At 38.3% G+C, this 15276-nt stretch carries 12 protein-coding genes; 11 read left to right on the forward strand and 1 reads right to left on the reverse strand.

From position 1 onward, the window contains the following. The first annotated feature begins 27 nt into the window (after positions 1–27). The 10 genes from ACJ2A9_RS18440 (at position 28) to ACJ2A9_RS18485 (ending at position 12464) form a co-directional block, all read left to right on the forward strand. Positions 28–1080 carry a DUF3048 domain-containing protein gene (locus ACJ2A9_RS18440; RefSeq protein ID WP_441423155.1) on the forward strand — a complete coding sequence of 351 codons (1053 nt, stop codon included), beginning with the start codon at positions 28–30 and terminating at the stop codon, positions 1078–1080. A gap of 35 nt (positions 1081–1115) precedes the next feature. Then, on the forward strand, positions 1116–1433 hold the full coding sequence (locus ACJ2A9_RS18445; protein ID WP_441423156.1) for a YerC/YecD family TrpR-related protein: 318 nt from the start codon (positions 1116–1118) through the stop codon (positions 1431–1433). 167 nt (positions 1434–1600) lie between these two features. Then, positions 1601–2284, forward strand: a complete 684-nt coding sequence (locus ACJ2A9_RS18450) for a heptaprenylglyceryl phosphate synthase (protein WP_441423196.1) — start codon at positions 1601–1603, stop codon at positions 2282–2284. 155 nt (positions 2285–2439) lie between these two features. Then, entirely contained in the window at positions 2440–4641 is a 2202-nt protein-coding gene (pcrA, locus tag ACJ2A9_RS18455) for a DNA helicase PcrA (RefSeq protein WP_441423197.1), read from the forward strand. A gap of 28 nt (positions 4642–4669) precedes the next feature. Further along, on the forward strand, positions 4670–6688 hold the full coding sequence (ligA, locus tag ACJ2A9_RS18460; protein ID WP_441423157.1) for an NAD-dependent DNA ligase LigA: 2019 nt from the start codon (positions 4670–4672) through the stop codon (positions 6686–6688). Positions 6689–6769: 81 nt separating this feature from the next. After that, positions 6770–7930, forward strand: a complete 1161-nt coding sequence (locus tag ACJ2A9_RS18465) for a CamS family sex pheromone protein (protein WP_441423158.1) — start codon at positions 6770–6772, stop codon at positions 7928–7930. 222 nt (positions 7931–8152) lie between these two features. Further along, positions 8153–8443 (forward strand): Asp-tRNA(Asn)/Glu-tRNA(Gln) amidotransferase subunit GatC, encoded by a 291-nt coding sequence (gene gatC / locus ACJ2A9_RS18470; protein WP_441423159.1) that lies wholly within the window; start codon positions 8153–8155, stop codon positions 8441–8443. 13 nt (positions 8444–8456) lie between these two features. Next, positions 8457–9914 carry an Asp-tRNA(Asn)/Glu-tRNA(Gln) amidotransferase subunit GatA gene (gene gatA, locus ACJ2A9_RS18475; protein ID WP_441423160.1) on the forward strand — a complete coding sequence of 486 codons (1458 nt, stop codon included), beginning with the start codon at positions 8457–8459 and terminating at the stop codon, positions 9912–9914. Positions 9915–9927: 13 nt separating this feature from the next. Continuing rightward, positions 9928–11361 (forward strand): Asp-tRNA(Asn)/Glu-tRNA(Gln) amidotransferase subunit GatB, encoded by a 1434-nt coding sequence (gatB, locus tag ACJ2A9_RS18480; RefSeq protein WP_441423161.1) that lies wholly within the window; start codon positions 9928–9930, stop codon positions 11359–11361. Between the two features lie 194 nt (positions 11362–11555). Continuing rightward, entirely contained in the window at positions 11556–12464 is a 909-nt protein-coding gene (locus ACJ2A9_RS18485) for a diacylglycerol kinase (RefSeq protein WP_441423162.1), read from the forward strand. A gap of 31 nt (positions 12465–12495) precedes the next feature. On the opposite strand, the gene ytvI is transcribed toward ACJ2A9_RS18485, so the two are convergent. Next, positions 12496–13620, reverse strand: coding sequence for a sporulation integral membrane protein YtvI (gene ytvI, locus ACJ2A9_RS18490; protein WP_441423163.1), 1125 nt, complete (start codon positions 13618–13620; stop codon positions 12496–12498). A 187-nt stretch (positions 13621–13807) separates the two neighbouring features. Between ytvI and rlmD the strand changes: the two genes are divergently transcribed. Further along, entirely contained in the window at positions 13808–15184 is a 1377-nt protein-coding gene (gene rlmD / locus ACJ2A9_RS18495) for a 23S rRNA (uracil(1939)-C(5))-methyltransferase RlmD (RefSeq protein ID WP_441423164.1), read from the forward strand. Positions 15185–15276: the final 92 nt, after the last annotated feature.

A 15276-nucleotide genomic window follows, 5' to 3' on the forward strand; every position in this document is an offset into this window, starting at 1 on the left:
CAACTCTAAATAGAAGGTAGGAATAGTATGAATCGCACTTCAGTCACAGTATTAATTATTCTATTGCTAATGCTCTTCGCTACAGCTTGTAAAAGTGATCAGGATGTAACGAATATTGATGAAGATATCGTAGAAGAAGTTGAAATTGAGGGTCCGATTGATTCCGAGGATGAAGAATTTGAGTTTGTTGCACCGTTAACTGGATTAGGTACGAATGAAAATATTGATTATCGTCCATTAGGAGTGATGATTGAAAATTCTAGATCAGCAAGACCACAATCAGGAATTGACCAAGCCGATCTTGTTTATGAGGTATTGTCTGAAGGAACGATTACACGATTGTTAGCATTTTTCCATAGTGAAAAGCCTGAAATTATCGGTCCAGTACGCAGTGCAAGGGATTACTATATTCATTTAAATAATGGATACAATGGATTGTATGTATCAGCGGGTGGAAGTCCAGGTGCTTTTGCAATGATTCAACGAGGCCAAGTGGATCACATTAGCGGACTGACTTACGATGGAAAATACTTTTACCGATCCAAAGAACGGAAAGCCCCACATAACTTATATACAAGTTATGATAGTATACTAGATGCGGCAAATCATGCGCATTTTTCCATGGATAAAGAGCTATTCCCATTGCTGTTTATCGATGAAGAGGAATTTGAGGCTAGTGATATTGTAGCAAACAAGGTTGATATCAACTATGGCAGTGAGATTAACAATGTAAGCTATGAATATGATCCAGAAACGAAAAGCTATTTTCGTTTTAATGGGGGAGAACAGACGATAGATGCTGAAACTGACTCTCCTGTAACAGTGAAGAATCTTTTAATTGTTGAAGCGGCACATCGTGTGATTGATGATGTAGGCCGACGCGAAGTTAATTTACAGTCTGGTGGAAAAGCTTATCTTATTCAACACGGTACTGCGAAGCCAGTTGAGTGGGAGAATAAGGATGGAAGAATTCTGCCTGTATTAAACGGGGAAGAAATTGGCTTTCTGCCGGGTAAGACGTGGGTTAACTTTGTTCAGACTAAGCCAAGTATTGATGAAAGTGTAACGATTTATGAGTAATTCAGAGCATTAGTTTTGAAAGGAGAAATAAATCCGTGCAAATTAATAAACTACGTGGCAAAGAGCTAGACCAACTGTTTAATGCCATTTTGTCTTTGAAAGATCTTGAAGAATGTTATTTATTTTTTGATGACCTTTGTACAATTAATGAGATTCAGTCTCTTGCCCAAAGGTTAGAGGTAGCAAGAATGTTAAGAGAAGGAAATACGTACCATAAGATTGAAACTGAAACTGGAGCAAGTACAGCGACAATTTCCAGGGTGAAACGTTGTTTAAATTATGGGAATGATGGCTATCAAATGACTTTGGAACGAGTAAAAGAAAATGAAATGGCTAAGAAAGAAGACCTGTAACATTATGTTATAGGTTCTTTTTCTGTATGTAAGCTTTTTCTCTTATCTTGGTTTTCGTTAGATGGTGAGTTAGAATTGTATTTTTGGTATAATCTTTGAATGAGAAAAAAATCAGGACAGTTATCCGAAAGATGGATAATCAAGTGAAGAAGGTGGGCAGGATGAAGATGCTTGAATATAAGGAATGGAAGCACGCATTTAAACTTGATCCGAATAAAGAGCTTAGTGATCAAGATTTAGAATTGATTTGTGAATCGGGAACAGATGGTATCATTGTTGGTGGCAGTGACGGAATAACTTTGGATAATATTCTTGATCTATTAGTAAGGATTCGACGTTATTCAGTCCCTTGCGCTTTGGAAGTATCCTCCATTGAAACGATTACACCTGGTTATGATTATTACTTTATCCCAACAGTGCTCAATAGTGAGGAAACATCTTGGATTACTGGTCTTCATCATGCTGCTTTAAAGGAATACGGAGCCATTATAAATTGGGATGAAATTGTCATGGAAGGCTACTGTATTCTAAATGCAAATTCCAAAGTTGCGAGATTAACAAATGCAAAAACTGATTTGGATTTAGAAGATACTGTTGCGTATGCCCGATTGGCAGAGAGAATGTTTAAGCTGCCGGTATTTTACATCGAATACAGTGGCACATATGGTGACGTCGAAATTGTACAGGAAGTAAAAGCAGTGCTTGATAATACTCGACTGTTTTATGGTGGCGGAATTAAAAATGAAAAGCAAGCAATGGAAATGGCTCAGTATGCTGACACCATTGTAGTCGGAAATATCATTTATGAAGATATAAGTGCTGCTTTAAAGACTGTAAAGGCTGTAAAATAGTTTGTTGTTGTATAGTACGTTCCTCAGTAAAAATTTTTTTGAAAGGTCTCTTTGTTTAAGATAGAATAGAACAGAACGTATGTTTCTTCTCAGGTGAGATATTCAAGATTTCAAATAAGTTGGTGATTAGCTTGTATAAACAAACAATTGAACAAATGCTTTCAGGATTGAATCCGGAACAGCAAAGTGCTGTAAAAACAACAGAAGGTCCACTCCTTATCATGGCTGGAGCCGGAAGTGGAAAGACACGTGTGCTAACACATCGGATTGCTTACCTTTTAGAAGAAAAAGGAGTTGCACCTTGGAACATTCTCGCAATTACATTTACAAATAAAGCAGCACGAGAAATGAAAGATCGTGTTCGGGTTATTGCTGGGGATATAGCAGAGGATATTTGGATTTCTACGTTCCATTCAATGTGCGTCCGCATCCTTCGTCGTGATATTGATCGCATTGGTATCAATCGAAACTTCTCGATCCTTGATCCCTCTGATCAATTATCTGTCATCAAGCAAGTGTTAAAGTCGAAAAACATTGACCCGAAAAAGTTCGAACCAAAAGCGATTTTAGGAGCGATCAGCTCAGCAAAAAATGAATTAAAAAAACCTGATGAATACGCCAAACTAGCTAAAGGACCATTCGAATCCGTTGTTCATGATGTCTATACACAATACCAAAAAGAGCTACATCGAAATCAGTCCCTAGATTTTGATGATTTAATCATGATGACGATCAAATTATTTAAACAAGTACCTGAAGTGCTAGAATATTACCAACGGAAATTCCAGTACATTCATGTGGATGAGTATCAGGACACAAATAGAGCTCAATATATTTTAGTACAAATGCTGGCCGATCGCTTTAAGAACCTATGTGTCGTAGGGGATTCAGATCAATCTATTTACCGTTGGCGGGGAGCTGATATTGCAAATATTCTTTCTTTTGAAGAAGATTATCCGAATGCCAAAGTGGTTTTGTTAGAGCAAAACTATCGTTCGACTAAGAATATTCTTGCTGCGGCAAATGAAGTCATTAATAATAACCGTGGCCGTAAGCCTAAAAAGCTATGGACGGAAAATTTAACTGGTGACAAAATTTCATATTACCGTGCCGATAATCAGCAGGATGAAGCATACTTTGTAACTGGTAAAATTCGTGATCATGTAAGAGAAGGGAAAAAGCTTGTTGATATTGCTATTCTTTATCGGACGAACGCCCAGTCTCGTGTGATAGAGGAAATGCTTCTTAAATCGAATATTAATTACAATATCGTTGGCGGTACAAAGTTCTATGACAGAAAAGAAATTAAAGACTTACTTGCCTATTTACGGTTAATTGCCAATCCTGATGATGATATTAGTTTGAGACGAATTATTAACGTTCCAAAACGAGGAATCGGGGCTACGACAGTTGATAAAATCGCAAATTTTGCAGGGAGCCAAGGAATATCAATTTTTAAAGCTCTGCAGGAAGTTGAACAAATTGGGTTAAGTGCAAGGTTTGCAAGTACTTTACGTAAATTTATCGATCAACTGAACGGGTGGACAGAGATGCAAGAATATCTATCAGTATCAGAGTTAGTAGAAGAGCTGTTAGATAAGACAGGTTATCGTGACATGTTAAAAAATGAAAATACTATTGAATCTCAAAGTCGCCTGGAAAACATTGAAGAGTTTTTATCAGTGACAAATGACTTTGAAAACAAAAACGATGATAAATCATTAGTTGCCTTTTTAACGGATTTAGCTTTAATTGCTGATATTGACCAGCTTGGTGAGGATGGAGATCAAGTTGATCAAGATGCAGTAACATTGATGACACTTCATTCAGCAAAAGGTCTTGAATTCCCTGTTGTCTTTCTTATTGGTATGGAAGAGGGGATTTTCCCGCATACAAGGGCACTGTTTGAAGAAGACGAAATGGAAGAAGAACGAAGACTTGCTTATGTTGGAATCACAAGAGCGGAAGAGACATTATATATAACCAATGCTAAATTACGTACATTATATGGACGAACAAATACGAACCCAGTATCACGGTTTATTGCAGAAATTCCAGAAGAATTACTGATAAATTTAAATGAGGATAAATCAACACCGCCATTGAGTAAAACAACACGAAGTAACGAACGAACGGCGATGGCAAGGCCAAAGATCCGTCCGAACACAACGTTAACAGGTGGAGATCAGTTTTCTTGGTCTGTTGGCGATAAAGCAGAACATAAAAAGTGGGGAGTAGGAACTGTTGTCAGTACGAAAGGTGAAGGGGATTCGGTTGAGCTAGATATTGCGTTCCCGCAGCCTATTGGGATAAAACGTCTATTTGCAAAATTTGCACCAATCACGAAAAAATCTTAGTGATTGGTAATGAGAAAGGAAGAACTTGATGAATCAAGTAGAAGCAGAAAAGCGAATTGAAACTTTACGAAGCCTTCTTGAAGAGTATGGGCATCAATATTATGTGCTCGATAATCCCGTTGTTTCAGACGCTGAGTATGATCGGCTAATGCAGGAACTTATCAGCCTTGAAAAGCAGTACCCAGATTTAGTAACCGACGATTCTCCTTCAATGAGAGTTGGGGGGAAGCCTCTTCCACATTTTGAAAAAGTTCAGCATGAGGTACCGATGCTCAGCCTTAGTAATGCCTTTAATGAACAAGAACTAAGAGACTTTGATCGCCGTATTCGCCAAGGGTTAGAAAAAGATCATGTGTCGTATAGCTGTGAATTGAAAATTGATGGACTTGCTGTTTCTTTAACGTATGAAAAAGGAAAGTTTGTGAGAGGAGCAACACGTGGTGACGGAACAATTGGTGAAGATATTACGAACAATTTAAAAACAGTTCGTTCGATTCCAATGAGATTAAAAGAGACTGTTGACCTTGAAGTTCGTGGTGAGGCATTTATGCCGAAAGCCTCTTTTGAATCACTTAACTCTGCTAAAAAGGAAGCGGGAGAGGAGCCGTTTGCTAATCCAAGGAATGCAGCAGCTGGCTCTCTCAGACAGCTTGATCCTAAAATAGCGGCGAAACGAAATCTTGATATCTTTTTATATGCGATCGGTCAAATCAAAGAAGTCAAAATTGATTCACACACGGAAGCGTTAAATTACCTAAGTAAGCTTGGTTTTAAAACAAACCGTGAACAAAAGCATTGTGGCTCAATTGAAGAAGTCCTCGATTATATTCAAAGCTGGCAAGAAAAGCGTGCAGATTTAAATTATGATATTGATGGAATTGTAATTAAGGTTGATGTCCTTAAGCAACAGGAGAGACTTGGTTTTACGGCAAAAAGTCCGCGTTGGGCAATTGCTTACAAATTTCCTGCAGAAGAGGTAATTACAAAGCTTGAAGGGATTGAGTTAAGTATAGGGCGTACTGGTGTTGTTACACCTACTGCCTTATTATCACCAGTCACTGTTGCAGGAACGGTTGTCAAGCGTGCCTCACTGCACAATGAAGACCTTATTCGGCAAAAGGATATTAAAATTGGTGATACGGTTGTTATAAAAAAAGCAGGGGATATTATACCCGAAGTAGTAAATGTATTAACTGATCAACGTACTGGTGAAGAAATTGAATTTACGATGCCAACGAATTGTCCAGAGTGCGAAAGTGATCTTGTTCGTCTAGAAGGCGAAGTGGCACTCCGGTGTATTAATCCAAAGTGTCCGGCGCAAATTCGTGAAGGTCTCATCCATTTTGTCTCACGTAATGCAATGAACATTGATGGTCTTGGCGAAAAGGTCATTGCTCAACTTTTTGATAAAGGCTTAGTTCGCGATGTTGCCGACTTGTATCAATTGAACCGGGAAGACCTTCTGAATTTAGAACGGATGGGTGAGAAGTCGGTCGACAACTTATTGAATGCAGTAGAAGCTTCAAAGGAGAACTCTCTTGAGAGACTTTTATTTGGACTTGGTATAAGATTTGTCGGAGCAAAGGCCGCGAAGACTTTAGCTGCGCATTTTGAGATCATAGACGAGCTTCAGAAGGCGACGGAAGAAGAGTTAACCGCCATTAATGAAATAGGTGAAAAAATGGCAAATTCAATCGTCCGCTACTTCTCCAAACCAGAGGTGACGCAATTAATCACTGAGTTACAGAGGCTTGGGGTAAATACAAGTTACAAAGGTGTAAAGAGAGCTGAGCAAACAGTAACAGACTCATTCTTTGCAGATAAGACCGTTGTCCTTACAGGAAAGCTTGAACAATTAACACGTGAGGAAGCGAAGACAAAATTAGAGGAATTAGGGGCAAAAGTAACAGGTAGTGTTAGTAAAAATACGGATCTTGTTATCGCAGGTGAAGCGGCTGGATCCAAGCTAGATAAGGCAGAAAAGCTAGGAATTGAAGTGTGGGATGAACAACGGTTAGTTGATGAATTTAAAAATGTAGAACAATAAGAGATACTATTATGATCATTCAAAGAAATTTTGGATTTTAGATTTTAAATTTAATATTTTAGACTGAGGAGTGTTGAGGGGATGATCAAACGTATTGGTATGATCGTCTTAATGGGAGCATTAGTTTTAACTGGTTGCGTCTTTCCCTCTATTGATGAAGAAGAGGAAATAATAGAAGAGGTTGAGCAGCAAGAGGAAGTTATGGTCAGCCCGGATATTAAAACATCTGAAAACTATTATCGCAATGTCCTTCAAGAGGGAAAGTATCGACATAGTGAGGCTCGTGGCTATATTAATGCGGTTGTCTTTAATCGGTTAGATATTGACCATTTAGAGGTTGGCTTAATGGAAATTGCATCTGAAAGATTTAATCATGAAGATTATTTTTTCCAAGAGGGTCAGTATTTAACGAGTGCAGAAATTAACAAATGGTTAATACGTTATCACGAAACGAATAATACAGAAGGAATTAATCCGCCACTTGGTGCAGGTGATTCCTTGCGCCAGAAAGAAGAAAGCAGTCCACGCTATTTATCTCATATTTTGGAGCAGAACTATTTAATTCAAAATGAACAAGGTAGCTTTGAATTAGGTGGAGTGGCGATTGCCTTATCACTAAACCAAGTTTACTATTTTAGAACCCGTGATGATCAAGGGCTATATAGTCCTTGGTATGAAGTGGAGATTTCACCAGAGACAATGGAGCGTGAAGGGAAACGCATGGCGGAGGAAGTACTGCAACGCCTGCGTGAAAAAGGAGAGTTAGCAGAGGTACCGATAACGATTGGTCTCTATAAAGAAGAAACTCGAAATTCTTTAGTACCGGGAACGTATTTTGCTGTAGCAACGGCAGAGCCGGGCAAAGGTTTCGATCGTTGGCAACGGATCAATGAAAAGTATTACTTCTTCCCATCAAGAGAAGCAACTGAAGCCAATAGACCGGACGCGACAAATTTCCTGAATTTTAAAGAGGATATTGATCGTTTCTTTTCGAACTATATTGGGATAATTGGTCAAGGATTATATCGGAATGAGCAACTGCAGGAATTGAAAATCGAAATTCCAATGCAATTTTATGGGAAAGCTGAAATCATTGCCTTTACCCAATTTGTTACTGATCGAATTGAACAGCGCTTTCCAGATCACATCCCAATTCAGGTATACATTTCATCAATACAAGGACCAGAAAGTATTATCGTCCGCGAACCGAACGAAGAACCTTTTGTACACATATACCGTTAAGAAAGAGGCAAAGCCTCTTTCTTCTAGTTTAGAGTTAGAGTTTAGAGTTGGTCCAGCCAATTCCAAGATGTCTTTAAAAAACTTCATTGAGAAACATAACTTAATTCTAAATTTAACTCTAAACTCTAAACTCTAAACTCCAGCAGTCGTTCTGTTGCCTAGAGTACGGTTCTTTGATATTATCAATATATTGTGAAAGCTCGAATTTTGGAGGTGAATGAAATGGCTCAAATTACGAAAGACCAAGTGAAACACGTTGCTAACTTAGCTCGTCTGTCGATTACGGAAGAGGATGCTGAAATGCTTACACAACAGCTAGGTGCCATTATTAATTTTGCAGAACAGTTAAATGAATTAGATACAGAAGGTGTTAAACCAACAACTCATGTACTTGATGTAAAGAACGTGATGCGTGAAGATGTTGTGAAAGAATCTTTACCACGGGAAGATGTATTGAAAAATGCACCAGATCATCAGGATGGACAAGTGAAAGTACCATCAATTTTAGAGTAGAGGAGGGAAAAAAGTGTCGATTTTAGAAGGAAGTTTTTCGTCATTACATAGTAAGTTACATAGTAAGGAACTATCGGTTACAGATTTAGTTGATGCTTCATTTAAGCGAATTTCAGCAGTTGATGACAAAGTAAAGGCATTTTTAACGCTAAACGAAGAAAATGCCAGAGCTTATGCAAAGCAATTAGATGAAGCACTTGATACTGAGAAAACACGTGGTCTTCTCTTTGGATTGCCTGTAGGGGTTAAGGATAATATTGTTACAAAAGGACTAAGAACAACTTGTGCTAGTAAGTTGTTAGCTAACTTTGAGCCGATGCATAATGCTACAGTTATCGAGAAGTTCAAAGAAGCTGAACCGGTCATTATCGGGAAGTTAAATATGGATGAGTTCGCTATGGGTTCATCAAATGAAAATTCAGGGTTCTTCCAGACGAGAAACCCATGGAATACGGATTATGTTCCTGGTGGTTCGAGTGGGGGATCAGCAGCATCTGTAGCTGCAGGAGAAGTATTATTCTCGTTAGGTTCAGATACAGGTGGATCGATTCGCCAGCCTGCTTCATACTGCGGGGTAGTTGGATTAAAGCCGACATATGGTCGTGTTTCACGCTTTGGTCTTGTTGCGTTTGCATCTTCATTAGATCAAATTGGACCACTAACACGTTCAGTTGAAGATAATGCGTATGTCCTTCAAGTACTGGCTGGTCACGATAAAATGGATTCTACATCTGCAAATGTTGAGGTTCCAGATTATTTATCTGCCTTAACTGGTGATGTAAAAGATCTTAAGATCGCCGTACCAAAAGAATACTTGGCTGAAGGTGTCAATGAAGATGTGAAAAACCGTATTCTTGAAGCACTGAAAGTACTGGAAGGCCTTGGTGCGACATGGGAAGAAGTTTCACTGCCACACTCTAAATATGCAGTAGCTACATATTATTTACTCGCCTCTTCAGAAGCATCAGCAAACTTAGCTCGCTTTGATGGGGTTCGTTATGGTGTGCGTTCAGATAATGCCGAAAATCTGATTGAAATGTATAAGCAATCAAGAAGTGAGGGCTTCGGTGCTGAGGTGAAACGTCGTATAATGCTTGGTACATATGCCTTAAGTTCAGGTTATTATGATGCGTATTATAAAAAAGCACAGCAAGTTCGTACATTAATTAAGAAAGATTTTGATGATGTTCTTGAGAAATATGATGTCATTGTTGGACCGACTGCACCAACAACTGCCTTTAAAATCGGTGAAAAAGTGGACGATCCATTAACGATGTATGCGAATGATATTTTAACGATTCCAGTGAACCTCGCTGGTGTGCCGGCAATATCAGTTCCGTGTGGTTTTTCAAACGGCCTTCCAGTAGGACTGCAAATTATTGGAAAGCACTTCGATGAAAGCACAGTATACCGTGTGGCACATGCCTACGAACAAGCAACGGATCATCATAAGGCAAAACCAGAACTGTAAGGGGTGAATAGTGATGAAATTTGAAACAGTGATCGGATTAGAGGTTCACTCAGAACTGAAAACAAACTCAAAAATATTTTGTGGGTGTTCAACCGAATTTGGGGCACCGCCAAATACACATACATGTCCAATTTGTTTAGGGCATCCAGGTGTATTACCTGTATTAAATAAACAAGCGCTTGAATATGCAATTCGAGCATCAATCGCTTTAAATTGTGAAATTGCCGAAGAAACAAAGTTTGATCGGAAGAACTACTTTTATCCAGACAGTCCAAAGGCTTATCAAATCTCTCAATTTGATAAACCAGTTGGTGAAAACGGATGGGTAGAAATTGAAGTCAATGGTGAAAAGAAAAGAATCGGAATTACACGTATCCATCTTGAAGAGGATGCAGGAAAATTAACACACTCGGAATATGGCGATTATTCACTTGTGGATTTTAACCGTGTTGGAACACCATTGATTGAGATCGTATCAGAACCGGATATTCGTACACCAGAAGAAGCGTATGCTTATTTAGAAAAGCTAAAAGCAATCTTAGAGTATACGGAAGTCTCTGATTGTAAAATGGAAGAAGGTTCATTACGTTGTGATGCAAATATTTCGCTTCGACCATACGGCCAGGAAGAGTTCGGTACGAAAACTGAGTTAAAGAATTTGAACTCATTTGCGAACGTGCAAAAAGGGTTAGCCTACGAGGAAATCCGTCAAGCTGAAGTATTGAATGCAGGCGGTGAAATTCTTCAGGAAACTCGCCGCTGGGATGATGCGAAAAAAGAAACTATTCTAATGCGCGTAAAAGAGGGCTCTGAAGACTACCGTTACTTCCCGGATCCTGATCTTGTGTCTGTTTTCATTGATGAAGAGTGGAAAGAGCGTGTTCGTGCTGAAATTCCTGAGCTCCCAGATGCTCGTAAAGCTCGTTATGTTGGAGAACTGGGTTTACCAGCATACGATGCTAGTGTCATTACAGCGTCAAAAGCAATGGCAGATTTCTTTGAAGAAGCTTTAACACATACGTCAGATGCCAAGCAAGTATCAAACTGGTTAATGGGTGAAGTATCAGCATTTTTGAATGCCAATAACAGAGAGATTAGTGATGTGCCTTTAACTGCTGAAGGATTAGCGAAAATGATTGGCCTCATTGAAAAAGGAACGATCTCATCAAAAATTGCAAAACAAGTGTTCAAAGAAATGATTGAAAATGGTGGCGATCCTGAAACAATCGTAAAAGAAAAAGGCCTTGTTCAAATTTCTGATGAAGGTGAACTGAAAAAAATCATCGCTGAAATTGTTGATAACAATGACAAATCAGTAGAAGATTTCAAAAATGGTAAAGAGAAAGCGATCGGCTTCCTCGTTGGTCAAGTAATGAAGGCAACAAAAGGGAAAGCCAATCCGCAAATGGTTAATCAACTGCTTGTAGAAGAATTAAAACAACGTTAATAAAGCAGAGTCTAGTATATCGAAATAATGATAGGCTAGACTTTTTTTCGTGTCAAATGAACCTTTTGGAAAGTGAAGTTGTTTATTTTTTTGTTGGATTCATGATTTATTTAGGCTAAAATGAGGACAAGGATTGTTAAAAGATGGGATTGACTATTATTTGATGAATTTATCGTGAAGGCAAGGGGATATTTATGAAAAGAGCACGCGTAATCTACAATCCATCAGCAGGTCGCGAACAGGCCAAACGACAATTACCATATATCTTAAATAGACTTGAACAGGCTGGATATGAAGCAAGCGCTCATGCTACAACAGGAAAGGACTGTGCAAAGAATGCAGCAAGTCTAGCTAGTGAGCGAGAATTTGATCTTGTTATTGCAGCTGGCGGAGATGGCACCATTAATGAAGTCGTCAATGGACTAGCAGAACGATCTTATCGACCAAAGCTAGGACTAATACCTTATGGAACGACGAATGATTTTGCCAGAGCAATTGGAGTACCTCGTTCAACTGAAATAGCCTGTGATGTATTGTGTGATGGCCATGAAATGCCAATTGATATCGGGAAAGTAAATAATCAATATTTTATTAATATTGCCGGCGGTGGAAGTTTGACAGAATTAACATATGAGGTACCCATCAAATTAAAAACAATGATGGGGCAGCTTGCCTACTATGTAAAAGGGATTGAGAAACTTCCTTCGATTAAACCCGCCACAGTAAGGATAGAGTATGATGGAAAGCTTTTTGAAGGCGATATTATGCTGTTCTTAGTTGCCAATACAAATTCAGTTGGTGGGTTTGAAAAATTAGCACCGGATGCATCATTAAATGATGGGATGTTTGATTTACTCATATTAAAAAAAATGAGCCTTCCAGACTTTCTGAGGATCTCCAGCTTGGCGTTAAGAGGAGAGCATCTATTTGACCCGAATATCCTTTATACACAGGCGAATCGCATTAAAGTGTATGTAGAAGGAGATATGCAGTTAAATTTAGATGGAGAATATGGTGGTGTTCTTCCAGGAGAATTTGTAAACCTGCACCACCATTTTCAAATGATTGTCCCTGAGAATCGCACAAAATATATATACTATTAGAATAAAAAGGTTGAAATGGTAGATGACCAATTCAACCTTTTTTATTTCCCATAATATAATCCCATATGGCAGAGATGACACCTGCATGATATAAAGACATAATGATAACGAGACTCACCGGACCAATGATTAACCCAAGAAAACCAAATAACTGAAGACCTACAAATAGCGAAATTAATGTGGCTAGTGGGTTTAAGCCAAGATTAGAAGAAAGTACTTTCGGCTCTATGAATTGTCTTATCGTAATCGTTACAGCATATAATATTGCCAAACCAATGCCGATAAAATAATTTCCGCTAATTAATGTATAGATACTCCAAGGAAGTAAGACTAACCCCGGACCTAAATACGGTAGAAGGTCCAATAAACCCATGATTAATGCAAGAGTTAAAGGTTGTTCCACACGTAAGATTAATAGGCCGATCAGTGTTGTGATTGCTGTAATGCTCATTAAAATAACTTGGGCGACTAAAAAACCAACTAATTTTGATTTTAAATCAGAAATAACCTCAATTAATTTTTTTAAAAAAGCATCGGAATGAATAGCATTACGGATAAATCCCCCCAGTTTGTACCAATCCTTACTAATAAAAAATAAAGCGATAATAATAAAAATTAGCGCAGTTAAAGTAATCGGCAATGCACTTATGAACTGAGAAAGCGAATTTGCTATCGTCTGACCAATACTTCCTAATATCGCCCCAAGCTGTAACCCGACCTGCTGAATATTCTCCATCAATGTATCTCTTTGTGTTTCTTCCAGCTGATTAAAGATGCCAAGGAAATTCTCCCACGAAGGGATTATCGATTGATTGATAAACGATTGAATCATTGTAGAGAAAATTTCAATATGCTGAGGCAGGTTAAATGACAAGTATTGAAAACCATCAATGACTTTAATAATGATAATAGTAATAATGCCCCCAACAACCCCAAATAAAAAGAGCATACTAATTAAGACAGATATCCCTCGTGGAATCTTTGCTTTTGTTACTAAGAAATTCACTAACGGATTCATTAAAAAGGCTAATGCTAGAGCAATTAAGAAAGGATAGGTTAATCGAAAACTATAGTATATGGCAATGATACCTATGATGCTTAAAACTAAGACAATCAATGCTCTTAAGATAATCTGAATTAACTTGTTATTCTTCAATAGTTTCTACCCCTTATTTGTAGAGTGTTTCTAAATTAATTAGTAGTGTAGTAACATCCATAACAATCATAACAATATAAACTCATCATTAACTAATTTCTTGCTCATAAAAGGAATACCCTTTTTTCTTTTTGCAATAGATTGTGATAAAATCTACGGTAGCAAATAGATGAAAAGGAAGAACGAAATGAGTAAACATAGTGTACCAGTAGCAAAAAACGAATATGTAGAAGTAACCTTTGAGGATTTAAGTCATGATGGAGCGGGAGTAGCTAAAATTAATGGTTACACACTGTTTGTTCCAAAAGGGCTACCTGGAGAAAAGGCGAAAGTAAAAGTAATTAAAGTAAAAAAAGGCTTTGGTATTGGACGATTAATTGACATTATTGAGCAAAGTCCAGATCGTACCGAACCACCTTGCAGCATTTATCATCAATGTGGCGGCTGTCAATTACAGCATTTATCATACGAGGCTCAATTAAAGCAAAAACAAAAGCAAGTGAAAGACGTACTAACAAGAATTGGTGGTCTTCCACATGTGCCTGTTCATTCTGTTTTAGGAATGGAGGATGCATGGCGCTATCGCAATAAGGCACAAGTTCCGATTGGAGAAATGGAAGGCGGATTAGTCGGTGGTTTCTATCAGGAGAGGAGCCATCGTATAATTGATTTGGACGATTGCTTAATACAGCATGACGAAAATGATCGTATTATTCAATTGGTGAAAGATATTGCGAAGAAGTACGGCATACGAGGATACGATGAAGAAAAGCATAGTGGTACACTGCGTCACGTCGTTGCCCGAATTGGGAAAGTGACTGGGGAGTTAATGGTTGTTTTCGTAACTAGAACAGCGGATTTACCACATAAAGAGAAGTTGATAAAGGAAATTGTACAGCAAATTCCAAACATTAAATCGATTGTTCAAAATATCAATTCAAAGAAGACCAATGTCATTTTTGGTGACAAAACGACTGTGCTTTGGGGAGAAGAGTATATTTATGATTACATTGGTGAAATAAAGTTTGCGATTTCAGCTAGATCGTTTTATCAAGTTAACCCTGAACAAACCAAGGTCCTTTATGATCAGGCCTTACAATATGCGAACTTAACAGGGAATGAGACCGTCATTGATGCTTACTGCGGGATTGGTACAATCTCATTATTTTTAGCTCAAAAGGCAAAGAATGTTTATGGAGTTGAAATTGTTCCTGAAGCGATATCAGATGCAAAGCGAAATGCGAAGTTAAATGGAATCGCAAACGTTGAATTTGCCGTCGGTGAAGCTGAAAAAGTCATTCCTTGGTGGTATGCCCAAGGAATTCGTGCCGATGTCATCGTCGTTGACCCACCAAGAAAAGGCTGTGATGAAGCTCTGTTAGAAACAATCATCAAGATGAAACCAAAACGAGTCGTCTATGTCTCGTGTAACCCGGCTACATTAGCACGTGATTTGCGAATATTAGAAGATGGGGGCTATTCAACGAAGGAAGTGCAGCCAGTTGATATGTTTCCGCATACGACACACGTGGAATCAGTTGCATGTATAGAATTGAAAATTTAGTTAATATGTTTTATAAGAGGGGTTCTTTGATTGGAACTCCTTTTTGTATTTATCAAAAATAGTGTATCTATAAGGTCTGGTCTTACACTTAA

The sequence above is a fragment of the Anaerobacillus sp. MEB173 genome (assembly GCF_052119505.1).
In the GTDB taxonomy this organism is placed as follows: domain Bacteria; phylum Bacillota; class Bacilli; order Bacillales; family JBJMAU01; genus JBJMAU01.